23 protein-coding genes are annotated in these 20,307 nt (G+C 66.1%); 6 read left to right on the top strand and 17 right to left on the bottom strand.

Annotated elements, in window-relative coordinates; translation table 11 throughout:
• Positions 1-300: 300 nt before the first annotated feature.
• The 3 genes from ACIBW7_RS34020 to ACIBW7_RS34010 are packed head-to-tail and all read right to left on the bottom strand — an operon-like array spanning position 301 to position 1,771.
• Positions 301-798 (bottom strand): sensor domain-containing protein, encoded by a 498-nt coding sequence (locus ACIBW7_RS34020; protein WP_397053576.1) that lies wholly within the window; start codon positions 796-798, stop codon positions 301-303.
• Positions 799-837: 39 nt separating this feature from the next.
• Positions 838-1,254: an NUDIX domain-containing protein gene (locus ACIBW7_RS34015; RefSeq protein ID WP_397053574.1), complete on the bottom strand. Its 417-nt coding sequence runs from the start codon at positions 1,252-1,254 to the stop codon at positions 838-840.
• Between the two features lie 25 nt (positions 1,255-1,279).
• Entirely contained in the window at positions 1,280-1,771 is a 492-nt protein-coding gene (locus ACIBW7_RS34010) for a winged helix-turn-helix transcriptional regulator (protein WP_397053572.1), read from the bottom strand.
• Between the two features lie 54 nt (positions 1,772-1,825).
• Here ACIBW7_RS34010 and ACIBW7_RS34005 point away from each other — a divergent pair, with 54 nt between their 5' ends.
• Positions 1,826-2,629 carry an acyl-CoA thioesterase gene (locus ACIBW7_RS34005; RefSeq protein WP_397053570.1) on the top strand — a complete coding sequence of 268 codons (804 nt, stop codon included), beginning with the start codon at positions 1,826-1,828 and terminating at the stop codon, positions 2,627-2,629.
• Positions 2,630-2,680: 51 nt separating this feature from the next.
• Here the strand turns inward: ACIBW7_RS34005 and ACIBW7_RS34000 are convergent, their stop codons facing one another.
• The 4 genes from ACIBW7_RS34000 to ACIBW7_RS33985 all read right to left on the bottom strand — a co-directional run bounded on the left by ACIBW7_RS34000 (position 2,681) and on the right by ACIBW7_RS33985 (position 5,454).
• Positions 2,681-3,793, bottom strand: coding sequence for a winged helix DNA-binding domain-containing protein (locus tag ACIBW7_RS34000; protein WP_397053568.1), 1,113 nt, complete (start codon positions 3,791-3,793; stop codon positions 2,681-2,683).
• Between the two features lie 67 nt (positions 3,794-3,860).
• Positions 3,861-4,808, bottom strand: a complete 948-nt coding sequence (locus tag ACIBW7_RS33995) for a M56 family metallopeptidase (RefSeq protein ID WP_397053566.1) — start codon at positions 4,806-4,808, stop codon at positions 3,861-3,863.
• Positions 4,805-5,185, bottom strand: a complete 381-nt coding sequence (locus ACIBW7_RS33990) for a BlaI/MecI/CopY family transcriptional regulator (protein WP_040690485.1) — start codon at positions 5,183-5,185, stop codon at positions 4,805-4,807. The genes ACIBW7_RS33995 and ACIBW7_RS33990 overlap by 4 nt, the downstream gene beginning before the upstream one ends.
• Before the next feature lie 74 nt (positions 5,186-5,259).
• The gene (locus ACIBW7_RS33985) at positions 5,260-5,454 is read right to left on the bottom strand and encodes a BBE domain-containing protein (protein WP_397053564.1); all 195 of its coding nucleotides are present in this window, start codon (positions 5,452-5,454) and stop codon (positions 5,260-5,262) included.
• A gap of 215 nt (positions 5,455-5,669) precedes the next feature.
• Between ACIBW7_RS33985 and ACIBW7_RS33980 the strand changes: the two genes are divergently transcribed.
• Positions 5,670-6,884, top strand: coding sequence for a metallophosphoesterase (locus ACIBW7_RS33980; RefSeq protein ID WP_397053562.1), 1,215 nt, complete (start codon positions 5,670-5,672; stop codon positions 6,882-6,884).
• A gap of 73 nt (positions 6,885-6,957) precedes the next feature.
• On the opposite strand, the gene katG is transcribed toward ACIBW7_RS33980, so the two are convergent.
• From katG to ACIBW7_RS33960, 4 genes are all read right to left on the bottom strand, one after another.
• Complete coding sequence (gene katG / locus ACIBW7_RS33975) at positions 6,958-9,189, bottom strand: catalase/peroxidase HPI (protein ID WP_397053560.1); 2,232 nt, start codon at positions 9,187-9,189, stop codon at positions 6,958-6,960.
• A gap of 46 nt (positions 9,190-9,235) precedes the next feature.
• Positions 9,236-9,640, bottom strand: coding sequence for a Fur family transcriptional regulator (locus tag ACIBW7_RS33970; RefSeq protein WP_397053594.1), 405 nt, complete (start codon positions 9,638-9,640; stop codon positions 9,236-9,238).
• Positions 9,641-9,856: 216 nt separating this feature from the next.
• Positions 9,857-10,780: an NADP-dependent oxidoreductase gene (locus tag ACIBW7_RS33965; RefSeq protein WP_397053558.1), complete on the bottom strand. Its 924-nt coding sequence runs from the start codon at positions 10,778-10,780 to the stop codon at positions 9,857-9,859.
• A 73-nt stretch (positions 10,781-10,853) separates the two neighbouring features.
• Positions 10,854-11,579, bottom strand: a complete 726-nt coding sequence (locus ACIBW7_RS33960) for an SDR family oxidoreductase (RefSeq protein WP_397053556.1) — start codon at positions 11,577-11,579, stop codon at positions 10,854-10,856.
• A gap of 105 nt (positions 11,580-11,684) precedes the next feature.
• Between ACIBW7_RS33960 and ACIBW7_RS33955 the strand changes: the two genes are divergently transcribed.
• Positions 11,685-12,524, top strand: coding sequence for a LysR family transcriptional regulator (locus ACIBW7_RS33955; RefSeq protein WP_397053554.1), 840 nt, complete (start codon positions 11,685-11,687; stop codon positions 12,522-12,524).
• A gap of 219 nt (positions 12,525-12,743) precedes the next feature.
• On the opposite strand, the gene ACIBW7_RS33950 is transcribed toward ACIBW7_RS33955, so the two are convergent.
• A complete protein-coding gene (locus ACIBW7_RS33950) occupies positions 12,744-13,133 on the bottom strand; it encodes a transposase (protein ID WP_397053592.1) in 390 nt (129 codons plus the stop codon).
• Between ACIBW7_RS33950 and ACIBW7_RS33945 the strand changes: the two genes are divergently transcribed.
• Positions 13,077-13,583 (top strand): hypothetical protein, encoded by a 507-nt coding sequence (locus ACIBW7_RS33945; RefSeq protein WP_397053596.1) that lies wholly within the window; start codon positions 13,077-13,079, stop codon positions 13,581-13,583. The genes ACIBW7_RS33950 and ACIBW7_RS33945 overlap by 57 nt on opposite strands.
• A gap of 136 nt (positions 13,584-13,719) precedes the next feature.
• On the opposite strand, the gene ACIBW7_RS33940 is transcribed toward ACIBW7_RS33945, so the two are convergent.
• Positions 13,720-14,700 carry a hypothetical protein gene (locus ACIBW7_RS33940; protein ID WP_397053552.1) on the bottom strand — a complete coding sequence of 327 codons (981 nt, stop codon included), beginning with the start codon at positions 14,698-14,700 and terminating at the stop codon, positions 13,720-13,722.
• Between the two features lie 260 nt (positions 14,701-14,960).
• Positions 14,961-15,116: a hypothetical protein gene (locus tag ACIBW7_RS33935; RefSeq protein WP_397053550.1), complete on the bottom strand. Its 156-nt coding sequence runs from the start codon at positions 15,114-15,116 to the stop codon at positions 14,961-14,963.
• Positions 15,117-15,210: 94 nt separating this feature from the next.
• Between ACIBW7_RS33935 and dinB the strand changes: the two genes are divergently transcribed.
• Together dinB and ACIBW7_RS33925 are read left to right on the top strand one after the other, a co-directional pair.
• Positions 15,211-16,464 (top strand): DNA polymerase IV, encoded by a 1,254-nt coding sequence (gene dinB, locus ACIBW7_RS33930; RefSeq protein WP_397053548.1) that lies wholly within the window; start codon positions 15,211-15,213, stop codon positions 16,462-16,464.
• Between the two features lie 120 nt (positions 16,465-16,584).
• A complete protein-coding gene (locus ACIBW7_RS33925) occupies positions 16,585-16,962 on the top strand; it encodes a PLD nuclease N-terminal domain-containing protein (protein WP_397053546.1) in 378 nt (125 codons plus the stop codon).
• Positions 16,963-16,965: 3 nt separating this feature from the next.
• Here ACIBW7_RS33925 and ACIBW7_RS33920 read toward each other — a convergent pair whose 3' ends face one another.
• From ACIBW7_RS33920 to ACIBW7_RS33910, 3 genes are all read right to left on the bottom strand, one after another.
• Complete coding sequence (locus tag ACIBW7_RS33920; RefSeq protein WP_397053544.1) at positions 16,966-18,132, bottom strand: thiolase family protein; 1,167 nt, start codon at positions 18,130-18,132, stop codon at positions 16,966-16,968.
• A 121-nt stretch (positions 18,133-18,253) separates the two neighbouring features.
• Positions 18,254-19,132 (bottom strand): phosphoribulokinase, encoded by an 879-nt coding sequence (locus ACIBW7_RS33915; protein WP_397053542.1) that lies wholly within the window; start codon positions 19,130-19,132, stop codon positions 18,254-18,256.
• 101 nt (positions 19,133-19,233) lie between these two features.
• On the bottom strand, positions 19,234-20,298 hold the full coding sequence (locus tag ACIBW7_RS33910; RefSeq protein ID WP_397053540.1) for a class 1 fructose-bisphosphatase: 1,065 nt from the start codon (positions 20,296-20,298) through the stop codon (positions 19,234-19,236).
• Between the last annotated feature and the right edge of the window lie 9 nt (positions 20,299-20,307).

Genomic DNA, 20,307 nt, shown 5'->3' with positions numbered 1-20,307 from the left:
GAAGTCCGCGACGCACTCGACCTCGACAACCACATCCCGGTCATGCTGTGCGACGCCCGCAACCGCGCCTCCGCCAAAGAAGTACTACTGAACCTGGTACAGCACCTCATCGAACGAGCCGGGCGAGCTCCGGTCGCCACCTGATCGCGGCTACCGGTATTCCAGCCGAGTGCTGAGGTGGTGGCCGGTAATGCCGTCGCCCTTCCAGTCGTTGCGGCAGCCGACGAACCGGCGTTCGGTGTGTTCACCGAACGCCGGTTCGCAATCTATCGGAGTTACTTTTGAAGGGTTGTGCCGCTTTCAGGCCTGATGCAACCACGAGATGAAGAGCAGCGCGCCACCGACGGCCAGCAGCAGCGATACCGGAATCGGCCACCACGGGCCGTGCCGACCGAGCAACCGGCGGGTCAGGCGCACCTGCACCGCACCGAGTCCAGCCAGCGCCAGTCCCCATACGGGCAGTAGCCCAACCCCGAGTAGCGCGTGTACCGCCCAGGCCCCGGCCAGCGTCGGACCACCCCACGAGTGCTCGAGATCGTTGTCCGCGATGAGCGGATAGAAGATTCCACGCACCGCTGCGACTGTTGCCAGAAAGGCGAGAAACCAGGTCAGCAGGCCGACAACACCGGCCAGCACCGAATGCACTACCGCACGCACTGCCAGGGAATCGCGCGGCGCGATGAATATGCCCAGCAACCGGCGCGGAACCCGAAACCGGCTCGCTATGGGGCCGAGACCGATCACCGGCGCAACCAACGCATATGCGGCCCAACGCAACAGTGAGCGAACCGTGGTCATGCCATCGACCGTATCCCGCGCGGCGCGTGCGCGGGCACCTCAGGCCAATCGGCCCGCATCGACCAGGTCGTCGAACAGCAGTTGATCGACCGGCGGCACCAGCGCGCGATCCGCATAGGAGAACCAGGCGACCTCTTCGATCTCACTGCTGGCCGCGAGGGTGCCGCGGTAGTCGGCGATGTAGCAGCTCATCCGGACGACCACATCGTTGGCCGGCCCGTGCAGTGCGGCCTCGTAGGTGCCGACGTGGGCGACGGTTTCCGGGAGCAGTGCGACGGTCAGTTCCTCTTCGATCTCACGCAGCAGCGTCTGCAGATCCGACTCCGCGCCCTCGCGTTTGCCGCCCGGAATGTAGAAGATGTCCTTGCCCTTCGGGCGGGCGCACAGGATACGTCCATCTTCGATGCATACCCACGCGACCGTGTCGATCAGCTTCCGCACTCGCCCATCCGCCACCGCCGCAGCCTAATGGACGTATCGATCAGTGGGCGTGCTGAAGGTCGGCGGGCAGGATGGAGCGTCCGCCCGCCGCGCCGGGACCATCGACGGGGCGCAGGTCCCGCCCGCGCACCCGCTCACCGCATTCGGCGCAGACCGGTTCGATCACCGTGGTCTTACCGCAGGATTCGTGCACGGCTTGCACCGACGGGCCGTCGGGTGCGGCCCACTCGTCACCCCATTGCCGCATGGCATTGACGACCAGCCATAGTGACCGGCCCTTGGGGGTCAGCCGGTAGTCGTAGCGGACCGGATTCTCCTGATAGGGCACCTTGACCATGATGTCGTGCGCGACAAGGTGTTCCAGACGCTGGGTGAGCACATTGCGGGCGATGCCGAGGCGCGCGCGGAAGTCGTCGAAGCGGGTCACGCCGAAGAGCGCGTCACGCACGATCAGTAGCGTCCACCATTCGCCGACCACTTCCAGACACTGGGCGACCGAGCAGTTCATCTCGTCGAAACTGGTCCTGCGCATGAGCCTCAGCATAGTCGGTTGCTTCAAAGAACTCACTAGCCTATGGTTCGTTTCATGATGCAACTGACTAGTCGGCTGGGCGATGAGTTCGCACTGGCCGAGACCGACTACCGCATCTGGCGGGCCCGGATCGATAAGTCCTGGCGCGGGTGGGCGGGGCCGCACGGTGGCGTGATCGCCGGACTGCTGGTCGAGGTCGCCCGACGCGCAGGCGGTACCGATCTGCCGGTGCGCGCAGTGGATCTGCGGTTCCTGGGCCGCCCGGCCGACGGAGTCCTCACGTTCCGGGCAATCGCGCACCCGATGGGGCGCAGCACCGCGGTTGTCGAGGTGACGGCCGATCAGGAGGGCAAGTCCGTCGCATCCGCCGCGGTCACCTTCGGCCGGACCACGCCGACCCGGGTACCCGACCTCCCGCCGACCACCGCGCCGGAGGTGCCCGCGCCGTACGACTGCGTCCAGTTCCGGCTGCCACCCGAAATCGTCCCTGTGGGAGCACATTTCGAAATCCGACCGGCCGCCGGGCCGCTTCCGCTGACCGGCACGGACGAGGCCTGGATGTGCGCGTGGATCTCGCTGGTCCCCGAACTGCCGATCGACGCCGCGACGCTCGCGGTGCTGGCCGACGCACTGCCGCCCGGCCTCTTCCCCACCCTGACCATGCCGGTCGCGGTGCCGACGGTGGCGTTCTCGATGCATCTGCACACCGATCTGGCCCGGCTGACCCGCCAGCCGGTCCTCGTCCGCGCGACCAATGTCAGCACCGGCGGCGGTTGGTCGGTGGACGACATCGATATCTGGGATCGCGGCGGCGCACTACTCGCCTCTGCCCGGCAAACCCGCCGGGTCCTCGGCTGAATCCGGAGACGATCACCGCCGCCGCGTGGTGATCTCGACCAGGTGTGGTTGCTACGCCACGTGGACGGTGAATCCGGGGTGGCCCATGGCTGCGGCGACGTGGTTGGCGGCGGCTTTGAGGTCGCGGGTCGGGGGTAGTGAGCCGTCGAAAGTGGTGACGGACAGATCGTCGGCGGTGGTCTCCCAGGTGCCCGCGATACGGCCGTCGACGACCAGGATGGGAGAGATCCAGCCCGCTGCCCGACTAACCCGGGCGCGATGTTCGGTCGGGAGCAATTCGGTGTCGCCGGTGCCCGGTCCGAGGACGTATTGGTCGAAGGCGCCCAGCAGGCGTACCGAGGTGCCGGTCGGTTTCGTGGCGGCCAGTTCGTCGGCGTGTTCGGTGAGTATGTAGGCGCGCCGGCCCGCGATATCGACCTCGGTGAGTGCGTCACCGAGTTCCGAGAACCATTGGCGCACCGTCGTTTTCTTCAGACTGTTGCGGCTGAGCCAGGCGTCGAAGGTGTCCGGGGTCGCCGGGCCGTACGCGCCGAGGTAGCCGGTAATAGCCAAGGGTGCGGCGGCATCGGGTTCGGGTAGGCCGCGCCAACCGTTGATCAAATGGGCCGGGCTGGTGAAAGTGACCCGATTACCTTGCGCGGGACCGTGACACAGTGCCCCCTGCCAGGCCAGCGGCTTGAGCAGCGCACCCCAGCCGGAGCGCAATTCCGCACCGAGCCGATGGAATGCGGGTTCGGCGACCAGCGCTTCGACCAGTTCGTCCCGGCTGAGCACCATGCCATCGAGCACCTGCGCCACCGCATCGGCCAGCGCCGCGACCTCCGCGGGCGACGCCCCGAACGTGCGCTGCCACGCGGGCTTTTCCCAGGTGCGGGCGGAGCCGATCAAGGAGAGGATTGCGGCCGCCATGTCAGGGGCAAGCGCGTGCAATGTTCCGCGCATGGCCCAAGTCTTCATCAAGGTGCCCGCCGCCAATTCCGGTAGTAGCGCACCAGGATCGGGTTTACTGCGCCGCAGCGCCACCGCGAGATCCGCGGCCGCGGTTACCTGGGCCTGCACACCGCACAGTCGCTCGACGATCTGGGTGACCCCGACATCGTCGGGTGACGCCACGAATTGCCTGCGCAGCCGCCAAGCGAAAACCTGATCCCAGGTGACGTGCACCTATGCCCCTCCTCTGTTCTGCCGACCGACCGGACCCGACCCCTACCGGGTCCGGTGCAGTACCGGTTCATCCCAGCACTGTGCTGCAGAACAGTACTCCGACCGCAATCTCGAGAAGACCCACTACGGTCGCCGCCATCACGGCGAGCAATGCGGTCCGGTTCGTCGCGCGATGCACCGCGCCGACCGGCGCCATCAAGCGCTCGGCCCGGTCCAGTACGGCGGTGGCCGCTGCGCCCAACGCACCCGCCGGGAGCGGTTCGGTCGCGCCGACGATCGCGAGCATGCCTCCGAGCAGCGGCTCCCGGCCGTGTGTGCGCGCCGCCGTATCGTCGGCGCACATCTCGAGTAGTCGGCCGATTTCGTGCACCCCGTCGGTCACCAGACGCATCCCGGGCAGCGTGATCGCGATGCCGCGCAGGAATCGGAGCAGTCCGGCATGCCGCTCGCTCAGATGTGCGTGCTCGTGGGCGAGCACCGCGGCGAGCTGCTTCTCGGTCAGCGCGTCGACGGCCGCGCTGGTGACGACTATGGTGTCGGGCCGTCCGGCCACGCAATAGGCTTGGCGCTCCGGCGAATCCAGCACGACCGCACCGACACCGGGCACGCGCCGACCGACCATGCGAACGGCGCGTGCGTGTGCGATGGTTTTGCGTCGCATGAACAACATCGCCTGTGCGGCGTGCGCCAGGATGCCGAGGAGTGCGATGGCGACCAGCGCCGCGCAGGTCAGAGTTCCCACTTGGACCAGCAGGCCACCGTGCGGGCGCATCGGCGTGGCCAGCGCGCTATAGCAGTCGCGCAGCGTATCGATGGGATGCCAGTAGGTGGCGAATTCGACGATCAGCATGGCGGCCGCGATGGCCCACGCACCCAGTGCGCCCGCGATCGCGACCAGCCAGGCGAGCACCCCGAGCCGAGGCGCGACGCCGCGCCGGGTCAGTCTGCGCAGCACGGTCGGGCCGAAGGTGGCCACCAAACTGCCGTAGATCATCAGGCTGACGGCTACGTTCACGGCGCCTCTGGAGTTTTGCGCGAGGTTAGCCGGCGCAGCGCGGCACGCAGTCCGGCCGACTCCTCCTCACTGATCCGATCGACGAAATGGCTGAGCACCAGATCCGAGCGCCCGCCGGAGCCCAGCGCCTCCAGCATGAGCCGCGCGCTGTGTTCCTCGCGGGTCAGCGTCGGCCAGTACCGATATGCCTTGCCCGCGCGTTCGCGCGCCAACCAGCCCTTGCGGTGCAGATTGTCCATGGTCGACATGACCGTGGTGTAGGCAATACCGCGCTCGGCGGCCAGTTCGTCGAAGATTTCGCGGACCGTTGTGGTCTCCGCGTCCCGATCCCAAATGCGGTCCATGATCACCGCCTCCAAATCCCCGAATCCACGCACGATGCCGACTCCCTCATCAACTACTGGACATCTCTGACGTCCCAGGGTAGCTGGCTCGGCTCATTGCTACGTAGTCATACCGTAGATTCGCTCGATAGCGGCACGCTCTGCTCGAAGCTGAACGCGTTCTCCGGGTCGTATCGGGCCTTCACCTGACGTAGCCGCTCGCAGTTGGCGCCGTAGTACTCGCGCTCCCGATCCAATGCGGCGGCGTTGGGCACATCGACGTAGGCACCGTCGACGTAGGGGCGCAGCGTGCCAGAACTCACTTGTCCAGCCGCGAGTCCTCGAAGCGTGTCTGCTGTCTCGGCGCGGATCGAAGCTTCCGCCACTTCAACCACCTCACCTTCCATTGAAAGGGTGCGCCAACTTCAGGCCATTGCGGGTGCGCCGATTTGAGGGTGGACCATTTGCGCAGCGGCATACAGCAAACGCCACAATGCATTACGCACATCTTGTCTTCGACCGGACATAGAGTGCTGCCGTGGACGTGGTGGTCGTTGTGGGAATCGTCGTCGGTGCGGTAATCGTCGTTCTGGGAGTGGTCGGCGTGCACTGGTATCTGTGGCGGCGGCTCGTGCGGGATACGACCGAGCGCGGATCGATCGCCCGCCGGGTGGGGACCGGGGTGATCATTGCCGGGACAGCGCTGTTGGTCGGCGCGTTTGCATCCGAATCTGCCGGGGTTCCGTTCCTGCTCACCCAGATCATCGCCTGGCCCGGCTATATGTGGGGGGCGCTGTTCCTCTATCTCGTGCTGTGGCTGTTGGCGGGTGAGCTGGTGCGGCCGCTTTTCCGGCGTTGGATTGCGAATTCGAGCAGGTCCGAGGGCGTTCCGACAACCGCGGCTGCGGCGGGGGATCATCCCGCGACGGTTTCACGGCGATTCTTCGTCTCCCGCGCGGTGGGCACTACGGCGGCGCTGGCAGCGGTGTCCACCGTCGGATACGGCACCCACAGCGTGCTGGCCGGGCCGCGGGTGAAGCAGTTGACAGTGCCGCTGGCCAATCTGCCGCGCGCCGCGCACGGCTTCCGGATCGCCGTGGTCAGCGACATTCATCTCGGTCCGATTCTGGGCCGCGGATTCGCCGAGCGAGTGGTCGAGACAATCAACGGCACACAACCGGATCTCGTTGCCGTGGTTGGCGATCTGGTCGACGGCAGCGTCGAGCACCTGCGCTCGGCGGTCGAGCCGCTGTCGCGGTTGCACGCGCGTCACGGCGCCTATTTCGTCACCGGCAACCACGAGTACTTCTCCGGCGCCGAGCAGTGGATCGAGCATGTGCAGGAACTCGGACTGCGGCTGCTGGCGAATAGCCGCACCGAGCTGCCGTATTTCGACCTCGCCGGTGTCAACGATATTCAGGGTGGACGTATCGGGCAGGGGCCGGATTTCGCCGCCGCGCTCGGCGACCGTGACCTCGCGCGTACCGCGGTACTGCTGGCACATCAGCCGGTGCAGATCCACGATGCGGTCGAGTTCGGCGTGGACCTGCAACTGTCCGGCCACACCCACGGCGGTCAGCTCTGGCCCGGCAATTTCCTTGCGGGCCTGGCCAATCCGACCGTCGCGGGCCTGGAACGCTACGGTGACACTCAGCTCTATGTCACCCGCGGAGCGGGCGCGTGGGGACCTCCGGTCCGGGTCGGTGCCCCCTCTGATGTCACCGTTGTCGAGCTGGCGTCGAAACAGGCGTGACGCGCTACGGTGCTGCCACACCTCCCCCGGCCGACTGGGCCCCATCGAATCTCTGGATGGGGCCGAGTCGAGATCAGGCGAGGTCGAACCGGTCGTTGTCGACCACCTTGACCCATGCGGCGACGAAGTCGTTCACGAACCTCTCCGTGCCGTCTTGCTGCGCATAAACCTCGGCTACCGCGCGCAGCACCGAGTGTGAGCCGAAGATGAGGTCGTTGGCGGTGGCCGTCCACTTGGACCGGCCGGAGGACCGGTCGAAACCTTCGTAGACGTTTTCCGCCGACTCGGACGCCTTCCACTCCGTGCGCATGTCGAGCAGGTTGACGAAGAAGTCGTTTGTCAGCAGGCCTGGACGCTCGGTGAGCACACCGTGCTTGCTGCCGCCGTAGTTGACGCCCAAGGCGCGCAGGCCGCCGACCAGTACCGTCATCTCCGGAGCCGTCACGTCGAGCATGTACGCCCGGTCGAGCAGCAGACGCTCCAGCGGGGCCTTCTCACCGGACCGCACGTAGTTGCGGAACCCGTCCGCCCGCGGTTCCAGGACCGCGAACGATTCCACATCGGTGTTCTCCTGCGTCGCGTCGGTCCGTCCGGGTGCGAACGGCACCGTGATGTCGTGGCCGGCGTCCTTTGCCGCCTTCTCCACCGCCGCGGACCCGGCGAGGATTATCAGGTCGGCCAACGACACCCTCTTGTCGTCGGCGGCCGAACCGTTGAACTCCTGCTGGATCTGCTCGAGCACGGGCAGTACCTTCGCCAACTCGGGGGGTTCGTTGACCTCCCAATCCTTCTGGGGTGCGAGCCGAATCCGGGCGCCGTTGGCACCACCGCGCTTGTCGGTGCTGCGGAAGCTCGCCGCGGCCGCCCACGCGGTCTTGACCAGCTGCGCGACCGAGAGGCCGGAGCCGAGGACGTTTCGCTTCAGCGCCGCGACATCCTGTTCATCGACCAGTTCGTGATCGACGCCCGGAACCGGATCCTGCCACAGCTGCGGCCCGGGAACCCATGGCCCGAGGTAGCGGCTGAGCGGTCCCATATCACGGTGCAGCAGCTTGTACCACGCCTTGGCGAATGCCTCGGACAGTTCCTCCGGGTGATCCAGCCAGCGGCGGGTGATCTCCCGATAGATCGGATCTTCCCGCAGCGACAGGTCCGTAGTCAGCATGGTCGGGGTTCGGGCGGGCCCGCCGAACGGATCCGGAATGGTCCCCTCGCCCGCACCGTCCTTCGGCTTGTACTGCCACGCCCCGGCCGGGCTCTTGGTCAGCTCCCACTCATAGCCGTACAGGTTCTGCAGGAAGCCGTTGTCCCACTTGGTCGGACTGGCAGTCCAGACGACCTCGAGACCGCTGGTGATGGCATCCTTACCCTTGCCGGTCGCGTGTGCACTCTTCCAGCCCAGGCCCTGCTGCTCGAGCGGGGCCGCTTCGGGTTCGGGACCGACCAGGTCGGCATCGCCCGCACCGTGGGTCTTGCCGAAACTGTGGCCGCCGACGATCAGTGCGGCAGTCTCCTCGTCGTTCATCGCCATGCGGCCGAACGTCTCGCGGATGTCCCGCGCGGCGGCCACCGGATCCGGGCGGCCGTTGGGCCCTTCCGGATTCACATAGATCAGGCCCATCTGGACCGCGCCGAACGGCTTCGCCAGGTCACGGTCACCGCTGTAGCGCTCATCGCCGAGCCAGGTGTCCTCCGAGCCCCAGAACACCTCTTCCGGCTCCCAGATATCGGGGCGGCCGAAACCGAAGCCGAAGGTCTGGAAGCCCATCGAGTCGAGAGCGACATTACCGGCGAACACCAACAGGTCGGCCCAGGAGATCTTGTTGCCGTACTTCTGCTTGACCGGCCACAACAGCCGACGAGCCTTGTCCAGACTGGCATTGTCCGGCCAGCTGTTGAGTGGCGCGAAGCGCTGCGCCCCCTGACCGCCGCCACCGCGCCCGTCGGCGATGCGGTACGTGCCCGCCGCATGCCAGCTCATCCGGATGAACAGACCACCGTAGTTGCCGTAGTCCGCAGGCCACCAGTCCTGCGAGTCGGTCAGGACGGCGGCGACATCGGCCTTCAGAGCGTCGACATCGAGCTTCTTGAACTCCTCGGCGTAGTTGAAATCCGCCCCCAGCGGGTTGGCCTTGGACGAATGTGCGTGCAGCACCGAGACGTCGATCTGCTCGGGCCACCAGTCCTTGTTGGTGCGGGGGCGATGGTCGGTCTGCGGAGTCGGGGATGGGATGGCTGGGTTCTCGCTCTCGCTTGCGCTTCGAGTTCCGGTCTCAGGAGCGGGAGGGCGGCGGTCGGATGTCATGACATTCCTTCCTGAAATGGGTATGCGGGCGGCGATCAGGACGCGATCAATCGGCGTGCGACGTGGCGCAATCGGGACACATGCCCCAGTAGATGACCTCGGCCTCGTCGATCGAGAAGCCGCGGTCGTCGGTCGCGGTCAAGCACGGGGCCTCGCCGACCGCGCAGTCGACATCGGCGATCGATCCGCACGACCGGCATACGACGTGGTGGTGATTGTCACCGACCCGTGTTTCATACCGCGCGACCGAGCCGGACGGCTGAATGCATCGCAGCAGGCCCGCGGCGGTGAGCACGCGCAACGAGTCGTACACCGCCTGGTGCGACACCGCTGACAGACGCGATCGCACCGCGCGGATGATCGAATCCGTGTCGGCGTGCGGATCGTCGTGCACCGCACTCAAAATCGCAATACGCGGAGCGGTCACGCGAAGCGAAACTCCCCGCAGCATCTGCTGGAATTCCGTGTCCGTGGGCACGCCCAGGAGTCTCGTCCGCTTTCTGGAACGAGTCAAGCATTCCTACCGATGTTTCGGGTTTCGGCGCTGCGTCTGATCGACCGTGGTTTCGGCAGTGTCGTGGTCTTGGGGAGGCAGACAACCGTGCTGACGGGCCTGCCCCGGCGGTTGAGTAGTCCGCTGGAGGCGTGCCGGACTCTGTGGTGCCGGCTAGGGCCTCAGTACGATTTTGCCGTGGGTGTGTCGGCGTTCGAGTTCGGTGTAGGCCTGGCGGACGTGTGTCAACGGGTAGATGTTGGCGATCGGGACTTCGAGGTGTCCCTCGGCGATCAGGGCGGCCAGTTCGGCGAGTACCTCGGCGCCCGGCCTGGTGTTGGTTCCGGGTTCGGTCTTGACTCCGTACTTCGCGGCCGCGGCGAAATCGGCGATGGTGTCGATCCGCTCGACCGCGACGCCGAGAGCAAGGGCCAGTTCGACGTACCCGCCGCCGTGGGTGTCGATGAAGGCATCGATGCCGCCCGGTGCGGCGGCCTTGATCCGGTCGATGACGCCGTCACCGTATACGACCGGGATCACACCGTGGCTTTGCAGCCACTCGTGGTTGCACAGGCTCGCCAGGCCGATGACCGTGGCTCCGGCACGGCGTGCGAGCTGAACGGCGAGCGAGCCGACTCCTCCGGCTGCGGCGGAGACGACAACGGTCTCCGCTTTGTCGAGTTGCACGGAATGTACTGCCCCCCATGCCGTCACGCCGGCGACGTATAGGCCGCCCGCCACCTCCCATGAGACGTTGCGCGGTTTGGGTGTGAGGTTGTCGACGTCGACCAGGACCAACTCGACCTGGGCGGCTCGCTTCTCGGAGAACCCGATCACCTCGTCGCCGACCGAGAATCGGTCGGCTCCGACGCCGACTTCCGCGACAACCCCGGCGAGATCGCTGCCCTGCCCGGACGGAAAGGTCGAGGGAAAGATGTCAGCCATCGCGCCGGTTCGGATGGCTGCCTCACCGGGGTTGATGCCTGCCGCTGTGACCCGCACGAGGACCTGCTCGTCCCCGGGCACAGCGCGGTCGACCTCGTCGACCCGCAAGACCTCGATTCCGCCGAACTCGTCGTATCTGACTGCCTTTGTCATTGTCGTGCTTCTCCTCCGACGCGCGACGCGCGGCTGACTTCGAGAACGGGAATGGTGGCCACCGGCGCGCCCGTCACCAGGGCACCGTTCCGGCGTCGTCGAAGAATCCGCCGGTCGGGCCGTCGTCGGGCAGGGTCGCGAGGCGAATCGCGATCGCCGCACCCTGTTGCGGTGTACGGACGCCGCGAAAACCGTTGAGGTCGGTGGCGGTGAAACCGGGACAGCCGGAGTTGATCAAGATGTCGGTATCACCCAGTTCCTTGACGTACTGGATAGTGAGGGCGTTGAGGAAGGTCTTCGAGGCCAAGTAGGCGGCGGGAACCGGGCCCATGTCGATGCCGGGTGTGGTTTGCAGGGCGAGCGAGCCGACGCTGCTGGACATGTTGACGATTCGCGGTGAGGCCGAGGCGCGCAGCATCGGCAGCATCGCGTTGGTGACCCGGATGACCCCGATCACGTTGGTTTCCACGACAGCTCGCACGGTCGCGGGATCGAGCGTGGTCGGTGTCTGTGGGCTACCGCCGGTGATCGCGGCATTGTTGACCAGAACATCGAGGCCTCCGGCATGGTCGGAGATCAGCTCGGCCGCCGCGGCCACACTTGCGTCGTCGGTCACGTCGAGCGGCACACCGAACGCATCGGTCCCGGCCGCGCGCAGCTTCTCCACCGCGGTGTCGCGGCGTTGCCGATCACGCGCGCCCACACCGATTCGCCAGCCGAGGGCGCCCAGGCCAGCGGCGATCTCGTATCCGATTCCTTTGTTCGCGCCGGTCACCAGCGCGATAGTCTGTTCACTCACACCGCCGATCCTGCTGCGATTCCGGATGTAGCGTCCAAGACCGATCGAGTGGGCGGCGATACCGCACGGGTATTGATCGTGGTAAGCGCCGGTTACCATGACCTGGTGGAGACGCGGGAGTTGCGATATTTCGTCGCCGTCGCCGAGGAGTTGCACTTCGGGCGGGCGGCGCAACGGCTATCGATGGCGCAACCACCGCTGTCGCGAGCGATCCAGCAGCTCGAACGGCGGCTCGGAGTCGTTCTGCTGCACCGCAATTCCCGCGCAATCATGTTGACCAAGGCCGGGTCGGTGCTGCTGCGGGAGGCCCGGCTCGCCCTCGAAGCGGTCGAAGCCGCCGAGCGCCGCACCCGCCGCGCCGCTGCCGACCGGCCCGGGGTGGTGCTGGCCACCAAGGCAGGAGCGTCCAGAGAACTGTTGTCGAAGCTGCTGGACGCCTACGCCGCCGAACCCTCCGCTGTCGCAGTCGAGGTGATGCTCTGCGGCCCCGGCGAACCGGAAAGCCTGCTACGCAACGGGCATGCCGACGTCGCTCTGCTCCACCGGCCCTACGACACGACGGCCGGATTCGACACCGAAGACCTGCACACCGAACAGCAGGTCGTGGTCCTGCCCGCAGGGCACCCCCTCGCCAACCGACCCCACATGTCGATGGCCGAGGTCAACGCCCTGACCGACCTGCCCCTGCCACGCTGGCCTCGACGGGATGGAAGTTATCCCGACGGCCCCGGCCCGCAGGTTCGCGACCATACCCAATTGACCCAGCTGATCACGCTCGGCCGGGCATGCGCGCTCATGCCCGAATCGCTGCGAGCCCAGCTACGCGACGATCACGCCATCGTGCCCGTGCCGGACGCACCAACCGTCACGACCGTCATCGCCTGGCCACCACACAGCAGATCCAAAGCCGTCGCCGACCTCGTCCGTACGGCGATACGCCTCTAGCCGACAACATCCGCAAATCAGCGTAAGTCGTTTTGTGTCAAGCGGTTCGGTCGGTGCCCTCATCCGCCGTGGTCCCGGCATAGCGGTGAGGGGGTTGGTCCCGGCAGCGTGTAGCCGGGTTGAGGTGACGACGGGCGGGGCTGCCCATGATTTCCAGCGAGATCACGAAGTGTCTCGATGCCGCGTAGGGCTCGCCCCGACCGGCCGCTCGATGGCCGCTCAATTGGTCAGGCGGCCACCGGGATTGGGGTGTCGGTTGGTCGTGTGCCGTGGGTGGCGGTGTGTGGATCCCAGCGTCGGCCGGTGGTGATGACGGCATGCAGGGGTCGCAGGATGGCGGCGGCGATGGCGGCTTGGGCTCGAGTGGGGCTGAGTTTGTTGTCGTCGCGGCTGGTCAGGTGCCGGTAGCCGGCGGCATAGACAGGGTTGGCGCGTTGGGCACCCCAGACCGCGCGCCAGGCGGCTAGGCGCAGGCTGGGCCGGCCTTGGCCGGTGAGTCTGGTGCATCCGGTGAACGTGCCCGACAGCTTTCTCCCGGGGTACCAGTCCAGCGTGTTCGACCAGAGAGCGGGCAGTGGCAAACCGGGTGGGGTCACCAGTCTCGGCCAGAATCGCGGCAGCACCGACCGCGGACAGTCCGGTGATGGAGGTGACCAGGTCGGTGAGTCGAAGATCGTTGAGCACGGCTGTCATTCGGTCCTCGGTGTCGGTGAGGCGGCGTTGGTTTTCGATCCAGTCGCCCAGCAACAGCTGCACTCGTTCCAGCGCGCCGCGCCGGTGCGCGACCACCCCGGCCGGGTCGTCGAGCGCGATGAACACGTTGCGCGCGATCCGCAGCGAGGGTTTCTGACCTGCCCGGCGTGTGATCTCGCGGCGGACGGCCTGCTCGAGGCGGGTCATGCCGAGGCGGCGGGTGCGGGACAGATCGCCGCCGTCGCGATCGCAGATCACGCTCGACGTCGCGACCCAGGTGCGAGATCGGAACGGTTGGCGCGCGCTGTCCAGCGCGGCGGGCCACACGCATTTCCAGTAATGCGCGCAGCTGCTGGATTCGGCTGACCATCTCCACCGACAACTGCTCAGGTCGCGCACCGAGATGCCGCAACCGGCCCCACGTTTCATCTACCGGTTCGGGCAGTAAGCCGATGCCAGGTTTCGCGGTGACCGTGGAACCAAACGCTCGGGGCACAATTGGTTATTGCATCATCTGGATGTGCGTGTGCTCATGTGATGTCGGGCAGACTCGGATGATCAGGTCGTTGACATCGGAGATACAGATCTGGGCCGGTTCCCGCGAGTTGCCGGCGGCCTGGTCCTCGTACGGTATCCAGTGGCGCTCGTTGTACTCCCACTCGCGGCTGGCGATCGTCAGCAGTGGCTCGGTTGCGGTGCCGCAGGCGGGGCAGGGGTCCGGGTAAGGGTCTTGCATACCCCACTTGATAAAGCCGCCGATCTTCGTTCCGGGCGCGATACAGAACGCACTGTACGGACTGTCCCATTCTTCGAGATCGTCGAAGTCGACACCGGGAATCTGGGCCCAGGTCCACTGATCCACTCGTTGCTCGAGTTCCCCCGAGTGTGGGTATTCGATTACCTGTTCCGGATCGATCGTGCACGGTTCGGGCACCAGGTCCTCCTCGTACTCCGCCGGTTCCGGCGGATCGACCAGGACGTCGGTGACCGCCACTGCGGACCGCCAGAACAGTGCGGTCTGAGGCAGGCCATCGACGTCGTGCTCGTAGGGGCACCACAGCACTTGCAACAGATCCGTTCCCTCGGGCGGACGCAGACCGGGCACGTCACGGACGTACAACTGCGCGACCGGTAGCATCGCGATCGGACCGTCGGTCGCGGGGCGCTCCTGCATCCGGTCGAGGATTTCCTTCTCCTCTCGTGTGTAATTTCTGCCCTCACTGTTTCTGGCCGCGCGCATCCGCCGCTCCAGCCTGGTGTTCGCCAAAGAGATCGTCGGGAGCCGTTCGAAGCGGTGGTCCTCAGCGTGGCAGTGCGGCCAGGGCTCACTTGCCGGCCACAGCAGTGGCCCGCCGATCGAACTGTCTTGCGCTGATGGTGTTCCCGGACGCGGATGCAAGCGGGTCGCGGTGCGGGCCAGCGCCGCCAGCTCGGGAAAAACGGCCACTGGATCGACCGGACGTGGCGGGGTAGTGCGAGCCATACAACAACCTCTGGAGGAATGCGGAGATGTCGATTTCTATGACGGTGGGACCGGCGCGGTCTCGGCACGACGCTAGGCACGCAATCCTCGACCAACTTCCCATCACTGGGATTTGCCCATTAAAGGGCCTCGTGGCATGAGATCTCACCATGCACTGGCATGCCGCTATCGAGCGGTTTTTCGCTGGTCAACGCTGATGTAGGCCGCGCTCGGTGTTCGATCGCCGAGCGCCTGGTGCGGCCTGATCGTGTTGTAGAGGTTTAGTCCCTGCCCCGAGGAAGGCTTGCTTCCACTTGCCTACCGACGCCGTACTCACCCCGCGCCGCCCCCGCGGCGCTCATTTCCCCGGCCAGCACCGACAACACCACCCGCACGTTGTCCTCGACCGAGACCTTCAACCGCCGTGACCTGGCCACAGACCGGCTCCTTCCTGGCTCGATGTGCTCGGAGCGTAAACCGACCAACCCTGCCAAGAAGTTTGACGCGCTAGACGGTGATCTATGCGAACATATGTTCGTGTCCGAGTCTGCCCGCCCAACGATTGCGCCGCGTTCCCGACGGCCGCGGATCGAGGCGCGGGCCGAGGCGTCGATCCTGCACGCGGATCTCGACTCGTTCTATGCCTCGGTGGAACAGCGCGATAATCCGCGGCTGCGGGGGCGGCCGGTGATCGTCGGTGGCGGGGTCGTGCTGGCGGCCAGCTATGAGGCGAAGGCGTTCGGGGTGCGTACGCCGATGAATGGTGGTGCGGCGCTGCGGCTTTGCCCGCATGCGATCGTGGTGCCGCCGCGCATGTCGGCCTATGCCGAGGCGAGCAAGGCCGTCTTCGAGGTCTTCCACAACACGACGCCGGTGGTCGAGGGCATTTCGATCGATGAGGCGTTCCTCGATGTGGGTGGGCTGCGGCGGATCGCGGGCGAACCCGTCGAAATCGGGCGGCGGTTGCGGGATGCGGTGCGCGAGCAGGTCGGGCTGCCGATTTCGGTCGGTATCGCGCGGACGAAATTCCTGGCCAAGGTGGCCAGTGCGGTCGCCAAACCCGACGGGTTGCGCTTGGTGCCGCCGGAACTCGAACTCGATTTCCTACACCCACTATCGGTCGAACGACTGTGGGGCGTCGGCGAGGTCACCTCCCGCACCCTGCACGAACACGGCATCACCCGCATCGGTCAACTCGCCGAACTCGGTGAATCACCGTTGCGCGCCATCCTCGGACCCGCCGCGGCCCGGCACCTGTACGCACTGTCCTGGGCGCGCGACCCGCGTCGCGTCGAAACCGGCGTCCGCCGCCGCTCCATCGGCGCGCAACGCGCACTCGGTCGGCGGCACCGACCGCCCGACGAGATCGAGGCCTACCTGCACGGCCTCACCGACCGCCTCGGCCGCCGATTGCGCGCAGCCGGCCGAGTGACCCGAACCGTGGTGCTGCGCATGCGTTTCGACGATTTCACCCGCGCCACCCGCTCGCACACTCTGCCCGAGGCCACCGATCACACCGAAACCATCCTGTACGCCGCGCGCACCTTGCTCAGCACCGCGATGCCCATGATCCAGGAGCGCGGCCTCACCCTCATCGGCCTGGCATTGACCAACCTCGACAACGCGGACGCCGTCCAACTCACCCTGCCGTTGGAACCCCGCGCCACCAACACCCTCGATGCCACCCTCGACGACCTGCGCCGCCGCTTCGGCTCGGCCGCCGTTACCCGCGCCGCCCTCATCGGTCGCGGCGAAGGCCTCTCGGTTCCGCTGCTGCCGGACTGATGCGCTCGAACGCGCCGTGTACCCTCCATGCAGGCCGGTTCGGCGGGGGGTGACCATCGAACGTTCGGAAACCACGGATGAGCAGGCCATAGCTGTTGCCGTGCGCCCGAGGAGATTTCGATGCCATACGCAGTACTCGGCCTGATCACATTGGCCCTGTGGGTCTACTGCCTGGTCGACATCGTCACCTGTCCCGATGCGGGCATCCGAAATCTGCCGAAGCCGGCGTGGCTCATCGTTGTCATCCTGGTGCCGACCGTGGGCGCACTGTTGTGGCTGTTCGCGGGCCGCCCACTGCGCGAAAGTGGCTCGCGTTCGACCACCGGCTACGCCGAATACGACCGGCCCGGCCGCTACGTCCCGCAGAATCCGGACGATGACGAAGCTTTCCTGCGCGGCCTGCGTGAACGTGCCGAATCCCAGCGCCGCGAGGCCCGCCGCCAAGAGGAAGCGCGCCAGCGCGACCTGGAACACCGCCGCGAACAGGGCGAGTTGTAGGCGTCAGAGGCGTTCGATGATGGTGGCGTTGGCGAGTCCGCCTGCTTCGCACATGGTCATCAGGCCGTAACGGCCTTCGGACTGCTCGAGGTGGTTGACCAGGGTGGCGAGGATGCGGGTGCCGGAGGCGCCAAGGGGGTGACCGAGGGCGATGGCGCCGCCCCGGGGGTTCAGTTTGGCGGGGTCGGCGTCGAGGTCGTGCTGCCAGACCAGTGGTACGGGGGCGAAAGCTTCGTTCACTTCGTAGGCATCGATGTCATCGATGGTGAGCCCGACGCGTGCGAGGACCTTGCGGGTCGCGGGGATGACGGCGGTGAGCATGAGCAGCGGGTCGTCGCCGGTGACCGCGAAGGAGTGGAAGCGGGCACGCGGACGCAGACCTAGAGCATTCGCCTTTTCCTCGCTCATGATCAGGGCGGCCGATGCGCCATCGGTGAGCGGGGATGAATTGCCCGGGGTAATGGACCATTCGATTTCCGGGAAGCGCGCCTTGAACTCGTCGTCGGTGAAGGCGGGGCGAAGTCCGGCCAGAGCTTCGGCGGTGGTGCTCGGGCGGATGGTCTCATCGGCGGTGAGCGTGCCCGCGGGGACAAGTTCCTTGTCGAACCCTCCAGCCGCGGCGGTTTCGGCGGCCAACCGGTGCGAGCGAGCGGCGAAGGCGTCGAGGGTCTCGCGGTCCAGCTTCCAGCGCTGGGTGATGATTTCGGCCGAAATGCCCTGTCCGATAAGACCTTCCGGGAACCGGTGGGCCAGCGGACCGCGGTTGGCGTCCTTTCCCTGGGCATTGGAGAACATCGGAACCCGGCTCATCGACTCCACACCGCAGGCGATCGCGATGTCGTAGGCCCCGGCGATCACACCCTGTGCCGCGAAATGCGCGGCCTGCTGGCTGGACCCACATTGCCGATCGACGGTCGTTGCGGGCACGGACTCCGGGAATCCGGCGGCCAGCACGGCGGTGCGCGAGATATTGAGCGCCTGCTCACCACTCTGGGTGACGCAACCGCCGATCACATCATCGACCAGTGCCGGATCCAGGTCAGTGCGCTCGATCAGGGTGCGCAGCACATCGGCCAGCAGTGTCGCCGGATGCACATCCGATAGTCCACCACCGGGTTTCCCCTTCCCGGAGGGTGTGCGAACAACGTCGACGATGACCGCGGATGTCATGACGGCTCCCTACTGTGTCTGTGGTCGTCATGCGAACGACGATTAACTTATGACACTGTACGCCGCCCCGCGTCTCCCCCGCGACTCCCGGTGGGCGTGCACCCGCATACTGCTGCACCGATCAGCGAGAACGCTTGGGCCGCTTATCCATCAACCGCAGGATCAGCGGGGTGAAGATGAGTTGCATGGCCAGATCCATTTTCCCGCCGGGGACGACGATGCAGTTGGGGCGGGACATGAAGGAGTCGTGCAGCATGGACAGCAGGTAGGGGAAGTCGATGACCTTGGGGTCGGCGAAGCGGATGACGACGAAACTTTCGTCCGCGGTGGGGATGGTGCGGGCGATGAAGGGGTTCGAGGTGTCCACGGTGGGGACGCGCTGGAAGTTGACGTAGGTGTGGGAGAACTGGGGGCAGATGTATTTCACGTAATCGGGCATGCGGCGCAGGATCGTATCGATTACGGCCTCACTGGAATAGCCGCGTTCGGTCTTGTCCCGAATCACCTTCTGGATCCATTCGAGGTTGACGATCGGCACCACACCGACGAGCAGATCCGCGTATTGCGCGACATTGACCGAATCGGTGACGGCGGCGCCATGCAGGCCTTCGTAGAACAGCAGATCGCTGCCCGGCGTCAGATCCTCCCACGGCGTGAAGGTGCCTGCGGGTTGCCCGTATGGTTTGGCTTCCAACTCGTCGTGCAGGTATTTGCGCACCGAACCGACGCCGGTCTCACCGTAATCGCGGAACAGCGTCTCCAGCTCTTTCAGCAGATTCGCCTCCTCACCGAAATGCGAGAAGGTGCGATTGTGGCTCTGCTCCGCCTCGGCCATCGCGAGCTTCATCTCGTTGCGGTCGTAGCGATGGAACGAATCCCCCTCCACGATCGCAGCATTGATGCCTTCGCGGCGGAATATCTCCTGAAAGGTCCGCGTGACACTGGTCGTGCCCGCACCGGATGAGCCGGTAATGGCGACGACGGGATGTTTGACCGACATGACACCTCCTCGATTGCCGGACTGTGTTGAACTTGCGTGCTCCCGCTGCCCTCCGTGGTCACGCTGCGCCTCCCGGCCCTTCGCTCGCACCGCGGGCGATTTCAGCGCCCGGCCGGACGGAACAACGACCGCGACCCGAACAGTGAACTGTCGAAACTGGGCCCTTCCTCGGGCTCGCTGTGATAGCGCTCGATCCGCGCGACCTCGTTGCGCGAGCCGAAGATCAGCGGCACCTGCTGATGCACCTGCTCCGGCACAGCCTCGAGCACTCGATCACCGCCGGTGGTCGCCCAGCCCCCGGCCTGTTCGACGATGTAGGCGATCGGATTCGCGCCGTACAGCAACGACACCCGCCCCGGCCGCCGAGTGTCGTGTGGATAGAGGTAGACCCCGCCGCGGGTGAGGATGTGGAAGGTATCTGCGACCAATGACGCGACCCAGCGCATATTGAAATCCCGCCCCCGTGGCCCGTCCACACCGTCGAGACATTCGTGGACATACCGCCGCACCGGTCGTTCCCAGAACCGCTCATTAGCCGCATTGATCGCGAAACCCGAAGTATCCTCCGGGATTCGCATCCGCGGGTGGGTCAATACGAAAGCACCGATCTCCCGATCCAGGGTGAATCCGTCGACGCCACTGCCGGTGGTGAGCACCAGCATGGTCGCCGGTCCGTACAGCGTGAATCCCGCGCAGACCTGCCGCACCCCCGGCTGCAAGAAGTCCGCGGTACTCGGCGGAGCATTATCCGGTGCCCGCAGCACACTGAAAATCGTTCCGACAGGCAGATTTACATCGATATTCGAGGATCCGTCCAACGGATCGAAGGCCAGGAGATATTTGCCGCGCCGGTGCACGTCGGGCACCGGATGGATATCGGTCATCTGCTCCGATAACAGCGCCGACAGATGCCCCGTCCATTGGGTCTCGGCGACCATGATGTCGTTGGCGATGGCGTCGAGTTTGCGGTGCACCGTCGGCGGCAGGTTATCGGGTTCGGAGGCGCCCAGTGAGCCGACGATGGCACCCCTGGTCACCTGGTTGGCGATGATTTTCGTCGCGGTCGCGACGACATTCACCAGAGCGGAGAATTCACCGGACGATCCGGGATGCCGATGCTCCTCCTCGATCGTGTATCGGGTGAGGGTCTTCAGTCCTTCTGGCATGAGTTCTCG

Source organism: Nocardia sp. NPDC049526 (genome assembly GCF_044465765.1).
In the GTDB taxonomy this organism is placed as follows: Bacteria; Actinomycetota; Actinomycetes; order Mycobacteriales; family Mycobacteriaceae; genus Nocardia.
Note: the sequence above shows the minus strand (reverse complement) of the source record. Positions and strands in the feature narration are given on the sequence as shown.

What these genes read in the sequence shown, in the direction of transcription:
- ACIBW7_RS33970 (WP_397053594.1), bottom strand. Translation starts at nt 9,640, where the DNA reads ATGCTGCGGGGAGTTTCGCTTCGCGTGACCGCTCCGCGTATTGCGATT.
- ACIBW7_RS33910 (WP_397053540.1), bottom strand. Translation starts at nt 20,298, where the DNA reads ATGCCAGAAGGACTGAAGACCCTCACCCGATACACGATCGAGGAGGAG.
- ACIBW7_RS33965 (WP_397053558.1), bottom strand. Translation starts at nt 10,780, where the DNA reads ATGACAAAGGCAGTCAGATACGACGAGTTCGGCGGAATCGAGGTCTTG.
- ACIBW7_RS33925 (WP_397053546.1), top strand. Translation starts at nt 16,585, where the DNA reads ATGCCATACGCAGTACTCGGCCTGATCACATTGGCCCTGTGGGTCTAC.
- dinB (WP_397053548.1), top strand. Translation starts at nt 15,211, where the DNA reads ATGTTCGTGTCCGAGTCTGCCCGCCCAACGATTGCGCCGCGTTCCCGA.
- ACIBW7_RS34005 (WP_397053570.1), top strand. Translation starts at nt 1,826, where the DNA reads ATGATGCAACTGACTAGTCGGCTGGGCGATGAGTTCGCACTGGCCGAG.
- ACIBW7_RS33920 (WP_397053544.1), bottom strand. Translation starts at nt 18,132, where the DNA reads ATGACATCCGCGGTCATCGTCGACGTTGTTCGCACACCCTCCGGGAAG.
- katG (WP_397053560.1), bottom strand. Translation starts at nt 9,189, where the DNA reads ATGACATCCGACCGCCGCCCTCCCGCTCCTGAGACCGGAACTCGAAGC.
- ACIBW7_RS34020 (WP_397053576.1), bottom strand. Translation starts at nt 798, where the DNA reads ATGACCACGGTTCGCTCACTGTTGCGTTGGGCCGCATATGCGTTGGTT.
- ACIBW7_RS33915 (WP_397053542.1), bottom strand. Translation starts at nt 19,132, where the DNA reads ATGTCGGTCAAACATCCCGTCGTCGCCATTACCGGCTCATCCGGTGCG.
- ACIBW7_RS33940 (WP_397053552.1), bottom strand. Translation starts at nt 14,700, where the DNA reads ATGGCTCGCACTACCCCGCCACGTCCGGTCGATCCAGTGGCCGTTTTT.
- ACIBW7_RS34010 (WP_397053572.1), bottom strand. Translation starts at nt 1,771, where the DNA reads ATGCGCAGGACCAGTTTCGACGAGATGAACTGCTCGGTCGCCCAGTGT.